At 76.6% G+C, this 19,868-nt stretch carries 11 protein-coding genes and 1 pseudogene; 6 read left to right on the top strand and 6 right to left on the bottom strand.

What is annotated here, in order from left to right:
- Positions 1-63: 63 nt before the first annotated feature.
- The 3 genes from QPK52_RS02115 to QPK52_RS02105 form a co-directional block, all read right to left on the bottom strand.
- On the bottom strand, positions 64-1,926 hold the full coding sequence (locus QPK52_RS02115) for a serine hydrolase (RefSeq protein ID WP_410535179.1): 1,863 nt from the start codon (positions 1,924-1,926) through the stop codon (positions 64-66).
- 122 nt (positions 1,927-2,048) lie between these two features.
- Entirely contained in the window at positions 2,049-2,759 is a 711-nt protein-coding gene (locus tag QPK52_RS02110; protein WP_410540162.1) for a leucine-rich repeat domain-containing protein, read from the bottom strand.
- Positions 2,760-2,785: 26 nt separating this feature from the next.
- Complete coding sequence (locus QPK52_RS02105; protein ID WP_410535178.1) at positions 2,786-3,898, bottom strand: terpene synthase family protein; 1,113 nt, start codon at positions 3,896-3,898, stop codon at positions 2,786-2,788.
- 279 nt (positions 3,899-4,177) lie between these two features.
- Here QPK52_RS02105 and QPK52_RS02100 point away from each other — a divergent pair, with 279 nt between their 5' ends.
- A complete protein-coding gene (locus QPK52_RS02100) occupies positions 4,178-4,675 on the top strand; it encodes a hypothetical protein (protein WP_410535177.1) in 498 nt (165 codons plus the stop codon).
- Between the two features lie 95 nt (positions 4,676-4,770).
- Here the strand turns inward: QPK52_RS02100 and QPK52_RS02095 are convergent, their stop codons facing one another.
- Positions 4,771-6,774 (bottom strand): N-acetylmuramoyl-L-alanine amidase, encoded by a 2,004-nt coding sequence (locus QPK52_RS02095; RefSeq protein WP_410535176.1) that lies wholly within the window; start codon positions 6,772-6,774, stop codon positions 4,771-4,773.
- 280 nt (positions 6,775-7,054) lie between these two features.
- A pseudogene (locus QPK52_RS02090) lies at positions 7,055-8,178 on the bottom strand (aminoglycoside phosphotransferase family protein).
- A gap of 246 nt (positions 8,179-8,424) precedes the next feature.
- Here QPK52_RS02090 and QPK52_RS02085 point away from each other — a divergent pair.
- The 5 genes from QPK52_RS02085 (at position 8,425) to QPK52_RS02065 (ending at position 19,130) form a co-directional block, all read left to right on the top strand.
- Positions 8,425-9,933 carry a hypothetical protein gene (locus QPK52_RS02085; RefSeq protein ID WP_410535175.1) on the top strand — a complete coding sequence of 503 codons (1,509 nt, stop codon included), beginning with the start codon at positions 8,425-8,427 and terminating at the stop codon, positions 9,931-9,933.
- A 264-nt stretch (positions 9,934-10,197) separates the two neighbouring features.
- Positions 10,198-11,757 carry a HEAT repeat domain-containing protein gene (locus QPK52_RS02080; protein WP_410535174.1) on the top strand — a complete coding sequence of 520 codons (1,560 nt, stop codon included), beginning with the start codon at positions 10,198-10,200 and terminating at the stop codon, positions 11,755-11,757.
- Positions 11,758-11,840: 83 nt separating this feature from the next.
- Entirely contained in the window at positions 11,841-13,364 is a 1,524-nt protein-coding gene (locus QPK52_RS02075; RefSeq protein ID WP_410535173.1) for a hypothetical protein, read from the top strand.
- Complete coding sequence (locus QPK52_RS02070) at positions 13,361-14,308, top strand: hypothetical protein (RefSeq protein WP_410535171.1); 948 nt, start codon at positions 13,361-13,363, stop codon at positions 14,306-14,308. The genes QPK52_RS02075 and QPK52_RS02070 overlap by 4 nt, the downstream gene beginning before the upstream one ends.
- 43 nt (positions 14,309-14,351) lie before the next feature.
- On the top strand, positions 14,352-19,130 hold the full coding sequence (locus QPK52_RS02065; protein WP_410535169.1) for a hypothetical protein: 4,779 nt from the start codon (positions 14,352-14,354) through the stop codon (positions 19,128-19,130).
- Positions 19,131-19,326: 196 nt separating this feature from the next.
- Here the strand turns inward: QPK52_RS02065 and QPK52_RS02060 are convergent, their stop codons facing one another.
- Positions 19,327-19,617 (bottom strand): hypothetical protein, encoded by a 291-nt coding sequence (locus QPK52_RS02060; protein WP_410535166.1) that lies wholly within the window; start codon positions 19,615-19,617, stop codon positions 19,327-19,329.
- Between the last annotated feature and the right edge of the window lie 251 nt (positions 19,618-19,868).

The following is a 19,868-nucleotide window of genomic DNA, read 5'->3' as shown; positions in this document are numbered from 1 at the left end:
CCGACGGGCGGAGGGGCCGCCGGGACGCCGGACCGCCCGGCGGAGTCCGGCGGTGACCGGGCGTCAGTCGGCCGAGAGCGACCAGCCGTCGGCCGTCACGCGTCCGGCGTCCCCGCGCCGCGAGCCGTCGAACACCGTGCGCCCGCCGTCCTCGATCCGGACCCCGTCGACGTACGCGCCACGCCCCACGTAGCGGGCGTCGGTGGTGTACCGCCAGCGCAGCCGCACCGCCCGGCCGCGCCAGGCGCCCAGGTCCGCCAGAGCCCGGTGCCAGACCCGCCCGGAGAAGCCGTGCAGCGCCCCCTCCGGGCGCTCCACCGGGGCCTGGCCGGGGCGGGAGGTGGTGAACGGCACCGGCTCCCATGTGCCGCCGCCGTCGCCGGACGCCTCCAGGCGCAGGACGTCGAAGGTGCGCTCGGTGTCCCACCACACGGAGAAGCGCAGCCGGGCGCCCGCGCCGTCCGCGCCCTCTTCCGCGCCGTCGCCGAGCGCGACCTCGGGCAGGGCGAGCACGGCCGAGGCGCCGCTCGCCATCCCCGAGAACCAGGCCTCGCGCCCCTCGGCCGGGCGCACCGGCACGGCCCGGGCCAGGTGGTTGGCGGCGGCCACGCGCGGTGCGCTGCCGGAGCGCCAGGTGCGCACCGGGTGGACGGAGTTGCCCAGCAGCACCAGGAAGGTGTCGGTGGTCGGGTCCAGCACCAGGCAGGTGCCGGTGAAGCCGGTGTGCCCGGCCGTGCGGGGGGTCGCCATGGCCCCCATGAACCAGTGCTGGTACAGCTCGAACCCCAGACCGTGCTCGTCGCCGGGGAAGGCGGTGTTGAAGTCGCGGAAGAGCAGGTCCACCGACTCCGGGCGCAGGACGCGGGCGTCGCCGTACGCGCCGCCGTTCAGCAGGGCACGGCACAGCACGGCCAGATCCCAGGCACAGGAGAAGACCCCGGCGTGGCCGGCCACGCCGCCGAAGGCGTACGCGTTCTCGTCGTGCACCTCGCCGTGCACCATGCCCCGGTCCAGGCCCGACCAGGGGCGGCGCGCGTCCTCGGTGGCGGCGATGCGCGGTCTCCAGGAGGCGGGCGGGTTGTAGCGGGTCCACCGCATGCCCAGCGGTCCGGTGACGTCCTCGCGCAGCAGCGTGTCCAGCCCCTTGCCGGTGATCCGTTCCAGCACGAGCTGGAGGGTGATCAGGTTCAGGTCGGAGTAGCGGTAGACCGTGCCCGGCGGGTTCAGGGGCGCCTCGCGCCACAGCCGCCGCAGCCGGTCCTCCCGGGTGGGCTCGGCGTACAGCGGGAGCCAGGCGGCCAGCCCGGAGGTGTGGGTGAGCAGGTGCAGCACGGTGATCCCGTCCTTGCCCGCCGCGCCGAACTCCGGCAGGTAGGAGGCGACCGTACCCTCCAGTTCCAGTGCGCCGCGCTCGATCTGCCGCACGGCCAGGATCGCGGTGAACAGCTTGGAGACGGAGGCGAGGTCGTAGACGGTCTCCGGGGTGGCGGGGACCTGTTCGCCGGCGGGGAGTTCGACGCCGGTGCCGGTGGTCTCGTCGTAGGCCGAGTAGCGCACCGCGTGGCCGATGGCCTCGCGGAGGGCGACGGTGCCGCCGCGCCCGGCCAGCAGGACCGCGCCCGCGTACCAGGGGTGCTCGGGGGAGGGGCCGAGGAAGGTCCGCGCGTCCTCCACCAGCCGCCGCAGATGCGGCTCCAGCAGCCCGGCGCGCCGTGCGGAGCCGCGGCGCAGGACGGGTGCGCGGCCGGCGGCGGAGGGGTGCCCGCCCCGGGAGCGGGCCGCCGCGGCGGGCGCCGAGGCCAGGACCAGGCCGCCGCCGAGCGCGAGGGCCCGGAGGCCGAGCTGCCGCCGGCCGATGCCCTCGCTCGTGGCAGGGCCGGATGCGGGCGCCCGGCCCGGTGCGCGATCCCGTGCCGAATCTGTCATACCGTGCCCCCTGGGGAAAATATCTTTCAACGGACCGGGAAAACGCTGAAACCTTCTTCCGGAGCGTGCCATTAGTCAACCCCCGCGGCACGGCGGACGAGCGCCCCGGGCGGTCCTCGTGCCTAGCCGAGCACCACGCAGCCGCGCCGCTCCAGCCCCTCCAGCAGCTTCGGCTCGACCGCCGCCCCGTTCCAGCGCAGGTCCAGCTTCTCCAGCGCGGGCAGCTCCCGCTCCAGCCAGTCCGGAACCGTGCGCAGCCGGTTGGCCCGCAGATCCAGGCGGCGCAGCCGCGACAGGCCGCGCAGCGCCTCGGGCACCCGTGTCAGGGCGTTCTCGCGCAGTTCCAGCTCCCGCAGCTCCCGCAGCCCGCGGACGGTGGCGGGCAGCGAGGCCAGGGCGTTGCCGCGCAGCCAGAGTTCCCGCAGCGCGGTGAGCCGCCCGAGTGAGGCGGGCAGCTCCCGCAGCCCGCACCGCTGGGCGCGCAGTTCCACCAGTCCCGCCATGCAGCCGACCTCCTCGGGCAGCGTGCCCAGCGGGTTGTCGCCGACGTTCAGATACGTCAGCGAGCGCAGCCGCCCCAGCGAGCGGGGCAGCGCGGTGAGCCGGTTGTCGTGGAGGTAGAGGCAGCCGTCCAGGCCCGTCAGCTCCCCGATCTCCTCCGGGAGGGAGGTGAGCGCGTTGTGGCCGAGGTCGAGGGTGCGCAGGCGCCGCATCCGGCCGATCCGCGGCGGGAGGGAGGTGAGAGCGTTGTCCGCGAGGATCAGCACACGCGACTCCCGGTGCTCCCACACCTGTTCGGGGACGCGGGTCAGGCCCGCGCGCCAGAGGTTCACCGTCGTCCCGCCGTCCGTCTCCCGTCTCACGGCCGCACCGGACCCGCGGCCCCGATCCCGCGTTCCGGCACTGCCTCGTCCGGCGGGCCGGCCCACGGGCGCAGGCGCCCGCCGCCGACGGCGGCCACCCCGGCGCCGTCGTAGCGCCGGCTCTCCGGGGACCGGTCGGGGTCGCCCCGCATCACGTTGCGCATGCCGTCGACGTAGTCCTCCACGTGCGCCCGCGTCTCCCCGGGCACGCCCATGGCCTCCGGCAGGGCGGGCAGGCTCGCGGCGAGCCCCCGGAAGCGGGCGGCCCGCCCGTCGGCGGCGGCGCGGATCTCCCGTACGCGGTCCGGGAGCGGGCGGCCGGTGCCGTGCCGCAGGAGGACGACGGTGTCGTCGACGTCGCCGGCGGCCGGCTCCTCGTCCGGCGAGACGATGCCGTTGACGAAGATCGCCACCTCGTCGGCGAGCCGCCGCATCCCCTTCAGCGGGTGACCGACGTGCAGCGCGGACGGCAGGGTGCGGCGGCCGAAGCGCTCGGCCGGATCCGGACAGGGCTGTGTGCCGGCGGTGTGCCGCCGGGCCGCCGGGATCTCCCCCACCGTGGGCAGCCGGTCCCCGGAGCGGTTGAGCGCCTCCCGGTGGCGGGCCGGCGGACAGCCGTGCCGGTGCCGGCGGAAGCGGTCCCGCCACACCGGCGGCATCCCCTCGTTGACCCGGTGCCACAGGCCGCAGAAGCCCTCGACCAGCGGGCCCGCGGGGGCGCCGGCCGGCGGCTCCCGCCCATCCATGGCGCGGGCCGGGCGGTCCACGAGGCGGGCGACGTCCCGCGGCCGCCGTCCCGGGGGGCCGCCGAACCGGTCGCCGAAGACGAGGAACCGGCCGTTGACGTCGGTGGCCGGCATCAGGTCCTCGTCCGAGGCCCGTGGACAGAAGCGGGCCACCGCCCGCTCCGGCCGCAGGGCGTACTCCTCGAACGCGGCTCCCCCGGTAAACAGCCCGAGGTCCCGCAGCCACCGCAGGGTGCGGAGCCCGGCCTTCCCGGCACCGGGACCGGCGGCGCTGCGGAAGGGCGTCTCCAGGCGGGCCGTCCGCCGCGGCGGGCCCTCCCGTCCGGCGGTGTCCCCGGCGGCACCGGCCTCAGTCCTGGACATGACGCCTCCTGGCGGGCGGTGGGCGCGGCGGTGAGGATGACGGCGCATACGCCGGACCACCCTTGGGCAGGGGCGGTCGCCGGTCAAGAGCGCCGGGGACACTCCGTGCTCCGCCCCGTACGGGGAGTGCGGGGAAGCGGCGCCGCCCGAAGCGGTGCCCCACCGGGGACGGACGGGAACACCGCACCCGGTTCGCACCCGCGTACGCCCTCCGCCGCCCGCCGCGGGAGCGCCGCGGGCCGGAGCCCCGCGGCGGTACCGGGCCCGTACCATGGCCGCATGTCCTTTCTCCGCCGCCGCAGCGCCGCCACACCCGCCGGACCCGACTTCGACGTGCTGGCCATGGACCCGGGGGACTGGCCGGGCAACCTCGGAGCCGGACTGCTGCCCGCGCCGGACGGAAGCTGCCAGGGCGTCTTCCTGCGCTACGACCTGTTCGGCGGGCGCGGACCGGCCATGGTCATCGGGAACCTGCCGGAGGGCTCCCCGGCCCGCGAGACGGCCGAGGGACAGGTCCCCTTCGAGGTCGCGCAGCTGCTGGCGGCGCTGGAGAACGACGAGGAGGTCACCGTCACCGGGACGGAGGAGAGCCCGGTGATGCTGGACGACAACCTCCTGATCGTGCGGCGGATCCTGTGCTCGGAGACCCGGATCTCATGCGTCCAGTTCGACCGCAGCGACGGCGTGCTGGTCACCATCGCCAGCTGGGACCGGCCGATCACCGAGGACCTCTACCAGTTGCTGAAGCCGCTGCCCGCGGAGCTGTTCCGGCGCTGACGCACCGGCGGCGCGGACGGCCGAGGACATGAGGGACACCGTGGGGAGGGGCGCTGCGCAGCGCCCCTCCCCACGCCGTGCGACCGCCCGTCAGCTCACCGCAGGGCGGGCCGCACCGTGACGTCGGCGGCCCTGACGAAGGCCACCCGGTGCCCGAGCTGGATCTGGTAGTACTCCTCCTCGCCGCGGACCACCACGTGGCCCGCGGGGTCGAAGGTCCTGGCGTAGTAGTACTCGCCCTTCGTCCGCAGCCCCAGCGCGTACGCCTGGCCCGCCCCCACCTTGTACGGCAGCGGCGAGATCGCCTGGGCCGGGATCCCCTCGGGGTAGGCGGACGCCTCCGGGTAGGCGCGGCCGTAGACGGGCACCGACTCCACGCCCTCCCTCGGGGTGACGACCAGGCCCCGGGAGCCCACCGCGGTCGGCGCGTCGGCGGGGTTGTGGAACCACGCCTTCTGCCCGAGGTACCAGATCGCCGTCCACTCGCCCCGGCGCTCGGCCACCGCGTACCGCTGGCCGGTCGAGGCGCGGGCGCCGGTGTCGTTGACCCCGGTGGTGGAGTCGCCGCCGCCCGGCCGCAGCCCGGCGTCCTTCACCAGCGGGGCGTCGGCGCTGGGCCCGGTGTGCAGCCGCACCGCGCCCGAACCGTGCGGAGGGCAGGGCTGCCCGGAGCCGTCGCACCGGGTGTAGACCGGCTTGTGCTTCTCGTAGTCGGGCCGGATGGTCACCAGCTCCGAGTCAGGCGCGGCCGTGGGGTGGAAGGGCGCGCCCAGCAGCGTGAAGTAGTGCTGCCAGTCCCAGTACGGCCCCGGATCGGTGTGCATCCCGGGGATGTTGGCGGACGTCACGCCCGGCACGTTGTCGTGCCCGATGATGTGCTGGCGGTCCAGCGGGATGCCGTGCCTGTGGGCCAGGTACCGCACCAGCCGCGCGGAGGTGCGGTACATCGCCTCGGTGTACCAGGCGTCGGGTGCGGTCAGGAAGCCCTCGTGCTCCAGCCCGATCGACTTGGCGTTGACGTACCAGTTGCCCGCGTGCCAGCCCACGTCCCTGGTGGGGACGTGCTGGGCGATGTGGCCGTCGGAGGCGCGCAGGGAGTAGTGCCAGGAGACGTACTTCGGGTTCCGCACCAGCCGCAGGGTGGTGTCCCAGGTCGCCTCGGTGTCGTGCACCACGATGTAGTCGATCTTCTGCGACGCGGGCCGGTCCGCCTTGTCGTGGTTGCCGTAGTTCGGCGATCCGTCGGGATTGGTGTACTCCTCGTACGGCGCCGGGAGCCACTCGCACGAGACGGACCTCGGGCACTCCACCGGCCCGTCGCTCCCGGAGGACGCCGGACGCAGGTCCGGGCCGTCCAGCTGCGCGGTGTCCGGGGCCAGGTCCGGGTCGCCCTCCAGCACCACGCGCTGGCCGGAGTCGGTGGTGCGCCGCTCGCCCTCGCGGAGCACGTCGAAGACCTCGTCGGCGAAGACCCCGGCCGCCCGCGCGTCCCCGGAGCCCGGGTAGCGCGCCACGGCTCCGTACCACTGGGCGGGGTCGTCGCTGAGCGGCAGGCCCAGTTCCTTCTGGGCGGCGGCCAGCAGCGCCGCGCCGCCGGCGACGTTGGCCGCCGGGTCCCGCCGCAGTTCCTCCTCGTCCAGCCCGGTCAGCTCGGCCGCCCGCTCCAGGGTGCGCAGCCGGGCGGGCAGCGCGGCGGGATCGGGCACCGCGTCGTGGACCTGCCTGGTGCCCCGGGCGGTGTCGCCGCGCGGGTCCTCCGTGCCGTGGCTGTGGTGCGGGTCCTCGGCCAGGGCGGTGCGCGCGTCGGTCAGGTGCATGGGTCCGTAGCCGCCCGAGACGCTGGGCGCGCCGCGGTGGCCGTCCCAGCGGGACTGCAGGTACGACACCCCCAGCAGCACGCTCTCGGGCACCTGGTACCGGTCGGCGGCGCGGGCGAACGCCTCCTGCAGCGAATCCGGCTCCCGCCCGCCGGCGTCGGCGGTGGCCGGGAGGAGGGGCAGCAGCAGGGCGGCCACCGAGGCCGCGGTGAGCACCCGCAGCCGCCGGCGGGCGGAACCGGGCGGGGAAGCTGACGGGCGGACTGGAACGGCTCCTGGCAAGACGGCCTCCTGACGGGTACGCCGCGGTGGCGCGGCACGGGACTGCCCACAGGGGTATCGGCCGGCCGACGATCCGTCAACGATCGCGCGAGAACCCGTCGCTGACGGGTTTCCGCACGTCAGAGGCCATCCGGGGGAGTCTTCACCTCGGAGTGGGCCCGGACCTGCGCGGCGTCACAGGTCCAGCCCGGTGACGCCCCGCGGCGCCCCGCGGCGCCCCGCGGCGTCCCGTCGCCGGTCCGGGAACGGCCCGGCGACGGGACGCCGCAGGGGCCGGTCGTCAGCGTGTGCCCACCGCCGCCCGCACCGCGCGCCGGACCATCGCGCAGTCGTCGTGCAGACGGCGCAGCAGCAGCCGCTGCTCCTCGCCGGTGCTCGGCAGACCGGTCCGGTCGCCGCCCGGGGCCGGCCCCGGGTCCCGCATGGCGCGCTGCACGGCCGTCTCGCAGGTGCGGGCCTCCCGGGTGAGGACGAGCATCAGATTGACCAGGAATGCGTCCCGCGCGTCGCGGCCCCCGGCCTGGGCGAGTCGGCTGATGCGGCGGCGGGCCATCGGGCTGTCGCCCATCACCGACCACAAGGTGGCCAGGTCGTAGCCCGGCAGGTACCAGCCCGCGTGCTCCCAGTCCAGCAGCACCGGACCGGCCGGGGAGAGCAGCACGTTCACCGGCAGGGCGTCGCCGTGGCAGAACTGCGCGCGGACGCCGCCACGCGCCAGGCCGTGCAGCAGCTTGCGCAGATCGCCCAGGTCACGGTCCGTCAGCAGCCCCAGCCCGTGGTAGCGGGCGATCCGCACACCGTGGTCGACCGGAGCCCCGAAGAGGCCCGCGGGCGGCTGCCAGGCGTTCACCCGGCACACCGCGCCCAGCACCGCGCGCAGGTCGGTCGGCGACGGGAGCTCCAGCGGATGCCGCTGGAGTGCCATCGGGCGGCCCGGGGCCCGCTCGGCGACCAGTACGCAGCCGTCGGGGTCGGCGGCGATGAGCCGGGGCACCCGCACCGGCGGCCGGTGGCGCACGAAGGCGCGGTAGACCGCTATCTCGTGCCGGAACCGCTCGACCCGCGCGGGCGAGTGGTCCAGCAGGCACTTGGCGACCACGCCGACGCGGCCGACGGTGCCCGCCAGCAGCACCGAGCGCCCGCCCCGGCGCAGCACCTGCACCGGCTGGAACTCCGGGCAGACCCGGTGCACCGAGGCGATGGCGGTACGCAGCCGCCCGTCCCGCAGGCCGGACGGCTCCGGCCCCCCGGCGGCCGGCGGGCCCCCGCGCCGGGCGCCCGGCGCGGCCGGGGCAGGCCGACGACCGCGGGCGGCGTGCGCACCGGCTCGGGGAGGACGGTGCCGTACTGCGGTCGCGGACGCGGCCGGACCGGGGCCGGCACGGGAGACGGGGTTGGATTCATGGACGAGCCGGATCCCTTCGTGCGCCGACGGATTGCCGCGCCACCCGGCCGGCCGGGGCGTGCCGCACCCTGGGGAATGCGGAAGCCCGGCGACCGGACGGGATGGCGCGTTCCTACAGCACACCCGGACACGGGTGGCACACCATCTGGCGGACCCTGGCGAACCCTGGCGAATGCCCGCGCGCCCCTTCGGGGGCGGCCCGCGAGGGCTACTGTCGACACAGCCGAGAACCTGGGGGCTACGACGTGACCAAGGGACCCAACACCCGCCTCGCGGACCTTTTCGGCCTCACCGGCTGGTCCAAGGGCGAACTCGCCCGGCGCGTGAACCGGCAGGCGGCGGCCATGGGCCACCCGCAGCTGGCGACCGACACCTCCCGGGTGAGGCGCTGGATCGACATGGGGGAGACCCCGCGCGACCCGGTGCCGAAGGTGCTGGCGACCCTGTTCACCGAGCGACTCGGCCGTGTCGTGACCATCGAGGACCTCGGGTTCAGCCGGTCTGGGCAGGCAGGGAGACGGCAGTCCGTCCACGGACTGCCGTGGGCCCCCGAACAGACCGCCGCGGTCCTCACCGAATTCACGGGAATGGACCTCATGCTCAACCGACGCGGCTTGGTGGGCGCGGGCGCCGCGCTCACCGCAGGACCGGCGCTCAGCAGCGCCCTGTACGACTGGCTCCGGAACGATCCGGCTTCGGCGGGCGCCTCCCGGCCGGGCGGCTCCGCCCTCGCCGCCCCCGCCTCCTCCGACCGCTACGAGGCCGCACCCGTCGGCGTGGAGGAGGTCGAGTCCCTGGAGCACTCCGTGGAGGTCTTCCGCGCCTGGGACGCGGCCCGCGGCGGCGGTCTCCAGCGCAAGGCGGTGGTGGGCCAGCTCAACGAGGTGGGCGGCATGCTCGCCTACCGCCACCCACCGCACATCCAGCGGCGGTTGTGGGGGGTGGCGGCCAACCTGGCGGTCCTCGCCGGCTGGATGTCCCACGACGTCGGCCTGGAACCCACCGCGCAGAAGTACTTCGTCATCGCCGCGCACGCGGCCCGCGAGGGCGGCGACCGGCCCCGCGCCGGGGAGGCCGTCTCCCGGGCCGCGCGCCAGATGGTGCACCTGGGCAGGCCCGACGAGGCCCTGGACCTGATGAAGCTGGCCAAGGCCGGCTGCGGAGAGGAGACCCTGCCGCGCACCCGCGCGATGCTCCACACCATCGAGGCGTGGGCCCACGCCTCGATGGGGCGCGGCCAGGCGATGCGGCGCACCCTCGGCCGGGCCGAGGACCTGTTCGTCTCCGACCGGGGGGACGTACCGCCGCCGAGCTGGATGCAGCTGTTCGACGAGGCCGACCTGCACGGGATGCAGGCGCTGGCGTACCGCACCCTGGCCGAGCACGACCCCTCGGCTGCGAGGACGGCCGAGAAGCACGCCAAGGAGGCGCTGCGGCTGCGGGAGAAGGGCCGCGAGCGGTCGAAGATCCTCGACTACATCTCACTCGCCTCCGCCTGCTTCATCGCAGACGACCCCGAGCAGGCGGACCGCTACGCGCGGCTGGCCCTGGTCACCATCGGCAACACCTCCTCCCACCGCACCTGGGACCGGCTGCGGGAGATGTACCGGCTCACCGGACGGTACGCCGGGTACCCCAAGGTCGAGGACCTGCGCGAGGAGATCGCGCTCGCCCTCCCCGCGGCGCCCGGCTCCCCCGGCGCGGCAGCCGAGGTGCCCCGCCCCCGGCGGGCCGGGGGCGGGGCGGCGGTGTAGCGGCGGGCGGGCCCCGGGGCCCGCGGCCGTCCTGCGGCCGCGGACGCCCGGGGCCGCCGTCTCCGCACCGCCCGTGCGCGCGGACTCGGCGCGGCGCCGTGATCCCGGTATCCTTCGGCGGCCGGAGTGACCGCTTTCCGCCGGTGCCGGGAACCCGTGGGAGGACCCGGGACGAACGGGGGAGGAACCCGCGATGACCGGCCGGAACTCCGGAGAGCGGAAATCCCGTTGCCAGTCCCTCACCCCGCACCGGATGCTGACCTTATGTTCGCCGATTCCGTCGATTCCGACATAGCGCCCAGCGGTACGCTGCTCGGCCTCCTCCAGAGGGGCCGCGGCGACGGCACGCTGCACGCTCTGGCGGCCCCGCGTGCCGAAGCGCTCGCCGCCCTGAGCCACTGCCTGCGCTGTGACCCCCGGCGCGACTGGCGGCTCGAGCACCGCTCCCTGTACTACGCACGGCTCCACGTGGAGCTGGACGCCGGGCTCGACGACATCGAGGAGCACCTGTTCGGCCCCGACGACCTCACCGACAGCGGCGAGGAACGCACCGGGCTGGCCCTCTCCGTCCTCGGGCACCTGGCCTCCTACGGCGACCGCGGCGCACTGCTGCTGCTGCGCCGCTACGCCTCGCGCGGCGCCAACTGGCGCTGGGCCCTGGACGAACTGGCCGTCCGCGACGACGACGCCGGACTGCGCCCGCTGGGCCCCGCCGTCCTGGCGCGCTTCCCGCGCACCCCCGAGGGCGACGCCGAGCTGGCGGCGGCCGTCCGCGACGCCTTCGAGCCCAGGCCCTGGCGGCTGTGGGCCGAGGACCCGGCCCGCCCCGAGCAGGGCGAACGCCTCGGGCGCGCCCGTGAGCAGGGCTCCTTCGGCCGCTGGCAGCGCCAGATGAGGCCGGCCGGGCCGCGCCCCGGCTGGAGCGTGCGCGCGGTGCTCGACTGGGCCCAGGAAGGCGATCCGCTGCTCTCCGCCGCCCGTCCCGCCGCCGACGGACCGCTCGCCTCCGCGCCCGCGGGGTCCGCGGCGCCCATGGCGGCTCCGGGCCCCGGCCCGCGGCACCGCGAGGCCGCGGCGGCCCGCTGCCTGGCCGCCGTCGCCGGGCCCGACGACCGCCCCGAACTGCTCGACGCCGCCCGGTCCGGCCCCGACATCGCGCGCGCCGTCGCCCTGCGCCACCTCGCCGAGCGAGGCGACCCGGCCGCACTGGACCTGATCGAGGCCGCCGCGGGGGAGCCGGCCGCCGCCGACCCCGCGGACCTCGCGGGCGGTCCCTCCGGCACCGTCGCCCGGGCCGCGCTGGACGCCCTCTCCCGGATGCGCGGCACCGCCGCGCTCGAACGCGCCCGCCGCTGGGCGCGGCGCGAGGACCCCCTGGGCACGGCGGCCGCCACGCTGCTGGCCTGCCACGGCGCGGAGCGGGACGCCCCCCTGGTACTGGCCGCGCTGCGCCGCACCGTCCGCGCCGAGGGGCCCGACTCCGGCGCCCTGTGGCCGCTGGTCGACGGCGCCGGCCGGCTGGCCGTGCACCGCGCCGCCCCCCTCCTGCGGCACGTCTACCGCGAGACCTCCTCCTCCCAGCTGCGCGGCCGGGCCGCCCGCGCCCTGGCCGCCACCGACCCCGCCTTCGCGGCGGGCTTCGCCATCGAGTGCCTGTGGGACTGCGAGGAGTCCACCCGCGAGATCGCCGCCCGCCACGCCGCCACCGGCGACACCCGGGTCGTCGAGCGGCTGCGGCGGCTGGCCGCCGATCCCGCCGAGGAGGAGGGCGTGCAGAGCGCGGTGCGCGGCCGGCTCGGCTCCGGCGGCGCGGCGGCCCGCTGACCCGGCGGCCCGGGGACCCGCGCCGCCCGGGAGCGTTCCCGCCGTTTCGATCTCTGTCAGTGCCAGCGCCTAATCTGTGCCGTGTGACCACAGCAGTATCCGCCTCATCCCCCGGCGCCGCGCGGCCCGCACCGGGCCCGGCCGCCGACGAGGGCCTGGCCCGGCGCCTGCGGGCGCTGGCCTGCACCGCGCCCCTGCACGACCTGGACGCGCGCAAGGCCAACCTGGCCGGGGAGTACGGCACGTACTCGATGGCGGAGGTGGCGCTGGCCGCCATCGACCTGGTCACCCTGCACATGGACTTCGACACCGGCGCCGACCACGAGGAGATAGTGGCCCGGCTGCTGCCGCGGGTCGCGGCCCAGGCGCCGCGGCGGCCCGCCGCCGAGCACGAGCGGGTCGCCCGTTGGGTCCTGGAGAACCTGATCAACGTCGGCAGCGTCGACCGGGGGTTCCGCGCCGTCTACGGCACCTTCGGCCCCGACGGCGAGTACGTGCGGCGCGACTACGACTTCAAGCTGATCGAGGAGGTGCCGGGGCCGGGCGGAGGCGTGTACCTGCGCACCACCGACGAGGCGGTCAACGTCCTGGTCGGCGCCCTCGACACCGACGTCACCAGCGCGCAGATCGCCGCCGAGGTCAAGCTGGAGGTGCTGGTCAGCCGGGGCCGCCTGGCCGACGCCCAGCTCGCCGCCGAGCAGGCCCGCTACCGCACCGTGCAGTACGCCGAGACGCTGCGCCGCACCCTGGAGGCCACCCGGCGCAACGTCCGCGCGGTCGACTGGCTCAACGCCGTCCCCGACATGATCGCCGAGGCGCTCGACCACGTCGCCGACCGCTACCGCCACGAGAACGCGATCCTCACCAACATCCGCAGGGCGCGGGACGAGGCCCCCGCCGACAAGAACCCCGGCCACAAGCTGCGCGCCGCCGAACTGGTCGACATCGTCAAGGACTGCATCCGACGCCACACCCAGCTCCAGTCCCGGCTGCTGGAGGCCGGACCGCTCTTCCGCGCCGAGCAGGACCGGCAGGCGTTCGCCCCACCCGCCGCCGTCGTCGGACTCGACCTGTACGGGCAGCTGCTCGCCCCCCTGCTGCCGCTGCCGGTGGAGCGGGCCACCAAGGTCACCGACGCCTTCTTCGCCCGCGGCACCGGGCTGCGCGCCCCGGCGGCCGTACGGCTGGGGGACCTGACCGAGATGCTGCTCACCCCGCCCGCGCCCCGCGAGCACCTGGGCGCCGAGATGCCCGAGCCGGACCTGGTCGCCACCCCCGACGACAGCCGGTTCAGCGAGGAGCAGATGGAGGCCGCCCGGGAGCTGCTGGAGCTGCCCGCCGACGCCCCGCGCCGGCTGTCGGGCCTGCTGGCCGAGGCCCGCCGCCGCGACCCGGAGCTGCCCTACCTGGTGGCCCTGCTGGCGGTGCACGCCGCCAGCCCGCCGGTCGGCACCGCCTACCGGCAGGGCGAACGGCGCCTGCTGTTCGCCGTGGACGACGGCACGGAACTGGACGACCCGGAGTTCGGCGGTGCCGACCTCGTGGTGGGGACGGCCCTGCTGGACGCCGCGGGTATGGCGGCGGACCGCACGGAGGTGGCATCTTGAACGAGTACGGCCCGTACACCGGTTACGGCGTCCACGACGAGCAGGAGGAGCCGGGCGGACACGGCGGGCCCGGCGCGGAGCCCGCCGAGCGGTCCGGCGCCCCCGCCGCGTCCGGCAGGGGCCCCCTCTCCCCACCGGACGCCGCCGACGCAGCCCGGCTGGTCTCCTTCGGCCTCCAGCCCAAGCTGCTGCCCGCCCGTGACGCCGAGTACGCGGAGCTGCTGCGCCGCTACCGGGAGGAGCCCGCGTTCGCCCGGCTCGCCGACGCCGTCGCCACCGGCCTCGGGCTGGTCGTGCTGGAGGTCTCCCCGCGCGCGGGGATGGCCGTCACCGCCGCCGAGGACTCCGTCTTCGCCGTGCGCATGGGCGACTACGCCCGCCGCGCCACCTCCGACTCCACCGACCGCTTCCTGCACGGCCTGGCCCATCTGGCCATCGCCGCCCTGGCCTTCCCCCGCCCCGAGGACCTGGCCGACGACGGCTACGTCGGCAGGATCTCCGTCAACGGCGTGGACGCCTTCGTCCGCCAGGCCTGCCGGAGACTGGAGGAGCGCGCCGAGCGGGAGGGCGAGAACACCGACCCGGCCAGCGACGCGCCCGGCCTGGAGGCCGCCTGGCGGGTGTACACCCGGCGCAGCGCCACCGGGGCCACCAAGGACTCCCGCCGGCTGGCCGGCTCCACCACCGGGATCGTCGCCAAGGCCGCCGCCTTCCTCGCCGACTCCGGCTTCCTCCAGCGCACCGGCGACGATGCCGGGGGCACCTACCGCACCACCGCCCGCTACCAGCTCCAGGTGCGCGACATGGCGGGCAGCGCCGCCATGACCGAGCTGCTGGAGCTGGGCGTCGTGCCCGTCGGCGACGGCAGCGCCACCCTGCTGCCTCCCCCCGACCCCGACGCCCTCGAACCGGCCGCCGACGCCGGACTGCCCTTCCACAGCTGAACCCCGTCCCCAGCGACGCCAGAGCAACGAGAGCCCCGCCGCCATGTACGAGCTGTCCCGGATCCGCCTCTACTCCATCGGGCCCGCCGGTGCGCGCTACGCCGACACCGTGCTGGACCTGCGCGGGGTCGGCGAGCCGGTGCCCAGCCCCGCCCCCGCCCAGGCGGACTTCTTCGAGGACGAGCCGATCGGCCCGCCGCGCCGCCCCGCGCCCGCCGGCGTGCTCTTCCTGGAGAACGGCGGCGGCAAGTCAGTCCTGCTCAAGCTGATCTTCTCGGTGATGCTGCCCGGTCACCGCAACACCCTCGGCGGCGCCAGCTCCGGCGTGCTGCGCAAGTTCCTGCTGGCCGACGACTGCGGGCACGTCGCCCTGGAGTGGCAGCACACCCTCACCGGGGAGACCGTCGTCGTCGGCAAGGTCAGCGAGTGGCGCGGCCGCCAGGTCTCCAGCGACCCGCGCAAGTTCGCCGAGGCCTGGTACAGCTTCCGGCCCGGCCCGGGCATGAACCTGGACTCCCTGCCGGTGGCCGAGTCCACCGCGCTGCGGCCCGTCGCCGAGGGCGCCTCCGCCGCCCGCGGCCGGCGCCGCACCATGAAGGGCTTCCGCGACGTCCTGGTGGAGACGGGCAAGACCTACCCGAACCTCGACGTGGTCTGGGAGGAGGTCCACGAACGCTGGAACGAGCACCTGGGCAACCTCGGCCTCGACCCCGAGCTCTTCCGCTACCAGCGGGAGATGAACGCCGACGAGGGGGAGGCCGCCGGCCTGTTCGCCGTCAAGAACGACTCCGACTTCACCGATCTGCTGCTGCGCGCGGTCACCGACACCCGCGACACCGACGGGCTGGCCGACCTGGTGCACGGCTTCGCCCACAAGCTCGGCCGCCGCGCCGAACTGACCGCCGAGAAGGACTTCACCGCCGGGTCGCTGGACCTGCTGCGCCGCATCGACGAGGCCGCCCGCCACCGCGAGCAGGCCCGAGCCGTCCACGCCGGAGCCGAGCAGCGCACCCGCGCCCTGGCCCGGCGGCTGTCCGCCCGGGGCACCGAGGAGCGCGGACGCGCCGCCGAACTCGCCGAGCGGGCCGACCACGCCGCCGGGTCCGCCGCCGAGGCCGAACGCGAACGCGGGCGCGCCGCGCTCATCGCCGCCGAACTCGCCTACCGCCACGCCTCCCTGGCGCTGGCCGCCGGTGAGAGGAGCGCCGCCGCCCAGCGCCGGGAGCTGAGCGAGGCCCGCACCCTGCACGCCGCCTGGCAGGCGGCCGAGACGGTGCTGGCGCACCGCGCCGCCGCCGACCGCGCCGCCCGGGTCGCCGCGGCCATCCGGGAGGCCGAGCGCGACGCCGCCCCCGCGCTGGCCGCCCGCGCCCGGGCGGCCACCGAGCTGGTGCGCGCCCTGCACGCCGCCGCGGAGAAGGCCGAGCACCTCGCGGCCGAGGAGGAGGAGCGCTCCACCGCCCTGCAGGGCGAGGGCGAGGCCGCCCACCGCGACGCCACCGCCGCCGCCACCGAGGCCCAGCGCGCCCGCAGCGAGAGCGAGCATCTGCGCCAGCGCCTGGCCGAGGTCGAGCAGGAGACGGCCGAGGCCGTACGCGCCGGCTGGCTGGACGGCTCCTCGCCCGACGCCGACCCGGCCCGCGCCGCCCTGGCCGCCAGTGACGCGGAGAAGGCCGCCGTCGCCGCCTGGGAGACCGCGCGCGAGAGCGCCCGGCGCACCGCCGAGCGCGCCCGGGAGACCGCCGCGGCCCGCTCCCGCGCCGAGCTGGCCGCGGCCCGCGCCGCGGACGCCGCCGAGGCGGCCGGGAGCGCGTACGCCGCCGAGCGGCGCGCCGCCGAGACCCTGGGCGCCGAGGAGCGCCTGGCCGAGCTGCTGGGTCTGCCCGCCGGCGACCGGTCGGCGGCTTCCCCGGAGCCCGGTCCCGCCGAGTCCAGTCCCGGCGGCGCGCTGGACGCCGAGGGGCTGGACCGCAACGCCGAGACCCTGCGCGAGCTGCTGGAGGAGTCGGTCGCGGCCGCCGAGCGCCAGCTGTTCGACCTGCGTACGGCCGCCGCGGACGACTCCCGCATCCTCGGAGCCCTCGGCGACGGCGGACTGCTGCCGCCCGGCCCCGACGTCCTGGCCACCGTCGAGTACCTGGGCGAGCACGGCATCCCCGCCCTGCCCGGCTGGCGCTACCTCGCCCAGTCCGTGGACCCGGCCGACCACGTCGCCGTCCTGGCCGCCCGGCCCGAACTGGTCGACGGCGTCGTCATCACCGACCCCGGAAGCCACGCCCGCGCCCGGGAGGTCCTGTCGGGCGCGGCCCTGCTGCCCCGCTCGGCCGTCGCCGTCGGCACCGCCGCCGCGCTGCTGGCACCCGTTCCCGCACCCGGAGGCGAGGACGGCGGAGCCTCCGACGGCTCCGGTGTGTTCCTCGTGCCGCCCAACCCGGCCATGCACGACGAGCACGCCGCCGACGACGAGCGCCGCCGGCTGCGCGAGCGCGCCGCCGCCCGCGACGAGGAGATCCGCGCCCTGGCCGCGCGGCTGTCCGCCGACCGCTCCCTGGCCGCCCGGATCGCCTCCTGGCGCACCGGCTGCCCGCCCGGCCGCCTGGCCGAGCTGGCCGCCGGGGCGCGGGCCGCCGCCGAGGCCGCCGAGACCGCCCGGCAGCACCTGGAGGAGACCCGCGCCGCCGCGGCCGAGGCCGAGGAGAGCGCGGCCGAGGCCGCCCGCGTACGCGAGGAGAGGCAGGAGCGCGCCCAGCAGGCCCGCCGTTCCGCCGACGCCCTGGCCGGACTGGCCTTCCGGCTGCGCGAGCGCGCCAAGTGGCAGGCACGGCTGCGGGAGCTGGCCGACGAGGCGGCCGAGGCCGAGGCCCGGGCCGGCGCATGCCTGGAGCGCGCCCGGGCCGCCGACGAGGACCGGCGCGCCGCCCAGCGCGCCGCCGACGACGCGCGCCGTACCGCCCGTGCGCTGCGCGCCGAGCGCGCCGAGATCGCGGGCGCCCCCGACACGCTCGACGCGGCCGGTGGCCCGGACGCCGCCGCGCCGCCCGCAGGCCCCCCGGCCTCCCTGCCCGCCCTGCGCGAGGCGTACCGCGCGGCCTCCCAGCTCTACGAGAAGGTCGGCGTCGGCGCCGACCTGCGTGCCGAACAGGCGCGTGCCGAGGGTGACGAGAGCGCCGCGCGCGCCGCCCTGGACCGGCTCACCAACAAGGTCCGCACCCGCGCAGCCCAGCTCCTGGAGGGGCCCGACGGCGCCGACGGCCCCTCCCGGCAAGCCGCCGCGGCCCGCGCCGAGGCGCTGGTCCAGATGCTGGAGTCCCGCGCCTCGGCCGCCAGCGAGCAGCTCGGCCGGCTGCGCGGCGAGGCCGAGCGACTTGCTCCCGGCGAGGAGCGGGACGCCTACACCGAACTGCCGGAGGAGCTGGTCCCCGCCGACGCCGAGCAGGCACAGACCCTGCTGCGCGGCGCCAACACGGAACTGGCCGCCCGCACCGAGGCGCTGGAGGCCGCCCGGGCCGCCCACGCCGAGCTGGTCCGCGCCCAGCGCGCCGCCGAGGAGGCCGCCGGGGCCTTCGACGAGCTGGCCGCCATGCTCCGCGACCTGCTGCGCGACCCGCACGGCACGGGCGGTACGGGCCCGGAGGAGGGCGGGGCGCGGCCCGAGCCGTACGCCGGCACCCTCGACCAGGCCCGGCAGGCGGCCGCCGAGGCCCGCCGCTCCCTGCGCGGCTGCGCCGCCGACCTCACCGCCGCCGAGTCGGCCGTGCGCGAGGCGAGCGACGTCCTGGTGCGGCACGCCAACTCCACCCGCTACGAGCAGGTGCGCACCCCCGCCCGCCAGCAGATCCGCGAGCTCCCGGCCGCCGCCCTGCCCGACCACGCCGCCTCCTGGGCCGCCGCCTTCGAGCCCCGGCTGCGCGTCCTGACCGACGAGCTCGACCAGCTGGAGCGCAACCGGGACAGCATCGTGGACCGGCTGCGCGGCCTGGTGGAGTCCTCGCTGGCCACCCTCCGCTCCGCCCAGCGCCTGTCCCGGCTCCCCGGAGGGCTGGGGGAGTGGTCCGGCCAGGAGTTCCTGCGCATCCGCTTCGAGGACCCCGACCAGGCAGCCCTCGCCGAGCGACTGGGAGAGGTCATCGACGAGGCCACCCGGGCGGCCGTCCGCCGCAACTCCGATCTGCGCCGGGACGGCATGACGCTGCTGCTGCGGGGCGTCCACGCCGCCCTCCGGCCGCGCGGGGTGTCGGTGGAGATCCTCAAGCCCGACGCGGTGCTGCGCGCCGAGCGGGTGCCGGTCGGGCAGATGGGGGACGTCTTCTCCGGCGGCCAGCTGCTGACCGCGGCCATCGCCCTGTACTGCACGATGGCCGCGCTGCGCAGCAACGACCGGGGCCGCGACAGGCACCGGCACGCGGGCACGCTCTTCCTCGACAACCCCATCGGCCGCGCCAACGCCACCTATCTGCTGGAGCTCCAGCGCGCGGTGGCCGACGCGCTCGGCGTCCAGCTCATCTACACCACCGGCCTGTTCGACACCACGGCGCTGGCGGAGTTCCCGCTGGTCATCCGGTTGCGCAACGACGCCGACCTGCGGGCGGGGCTGAAGTACATCAGTGTCGAGGAGCACCTGCGGCCCGGTCTGCCCAAGCAGGATCCGGAGTCCGAACCGGTGCACGGCGAGATCACCGCCACCCGGATGTTCCGCCGCCCCGACGGCCCCGGCCGGGCGCAGGACACTCCGCCCTCCGTCCCGGCGCCGGCCGCCCCCGGCGAAAGCGAGGGGACCACCGCGGCGGACGCCCCCGCGTCCGCCGCCGGCACCTCGAACTGAGGTCCCGGCTCCCCGGGCCGGGCGAGGCGGAGGCCCGCGATGCGGCGGCCCTCGCACGGAAGGCACCGTCCGCCCGTCTCATCGCGGACGGCCCCGGGGTACGGCAGCGGGCGGGCCGGACACGGCGGCGGCGAGCGTCCCCGGGTGCGGGGAGGGGCTGCCGGATCCGGGGAGCCCGGCCCTCCGGCCACCCCCTCTAGCCGTGTCTTCGGCGGAAGGCGCGGCGCTCGCGCGCCACGCTGCTCGGTGTGGAGACCACCCCGTTGCGCTGGTTCCACATCTGCCGGGTGACCCACACGTCCAGCACCCCCCAGGTGGTGACCACCGTGCCCGCCACCGCCGCGAGCACCATGGGAAGGGCCAGCCACACCTGCGCCAGGGAGCACAGGACGGCGACCATCACCAGCACCAGGGTCACGGCCACGAGGACGACCGCGCGCACGGCCGCCGCCCGCACCGGACCGGGCAGCCCCGATCCGGCGCCCACAGGATCTCCACTCTCCTCGTACACCTCGTCCTCATCCCGGTCCGATCGAAACTGATCGAAACCACCCGGTCCCCAGTCGGCCCTGCTCAGCCCCATGCGGTCTCCCCGTGCCCTGTCGTGCGCGCGTTCCCCGCGCACCGTGCGGCATCCGGCGTATCACAACACAGCGTCACAACAGCGCACGACAGGCGCCCGTACAGATGCCCGATGTCCCGGACGCGACCACGGCCGGTGCGTTGCCAGTAGTAGGC

The organism is Streptomyces sp. KL2 (assembly GCF_046529545.1).
Taxonomy (GTDB): domain Bacteria; phylum Actinomycetota; class Actinomycetes; order Streptomycetales; family Streptomycetaceae; genus Streptomyces; species Streptomyces radiopugnans.
This window is presented reverse-complemented; position numbering and strand designations above follow the sequence as displayed.

Excerpts from the sequence above, each read along its gene's own strand:
- QPK52_RS02105 (WP_410535178.1), bottom strand. The coding sequence starts at position 3,898 with ATGTCCAGGACTGAGGCCGGTGCCGCCGGGGACACCGCCGGACGGGAG.
- QPK52_RS02115 (WP_410535179.1), bottom strand. The coding sequence starts at position 1,926 with ATGACAGATTCGGCACGGGATCGCGCACCGGGCCGGGCGCCCGCATCC.
- QPK52_RS02100 (WP_410535177.1), top strand. The coding sequence starts at position 4,178 with ATGTCCTTTCTCCGCCGCCGCAGCGCCGCCACACCCGCCGGACCCGAC.
- QPK52_RS02065 (WP_410535169.1), top strand. The coding sequence starts at position 14,352 with ATGTACGAGCTGTCCCGGATCCGCCTCTACTCCATCGGGCCCGCCGGT.
- QPK52_RS02080 (WP_410535174.1), top strand. The coding sequence starts at position 10,198 with ATGTTCGCCGATTCCGTCGATTCCGACATAGCGCCCAGCGGTACGCTG.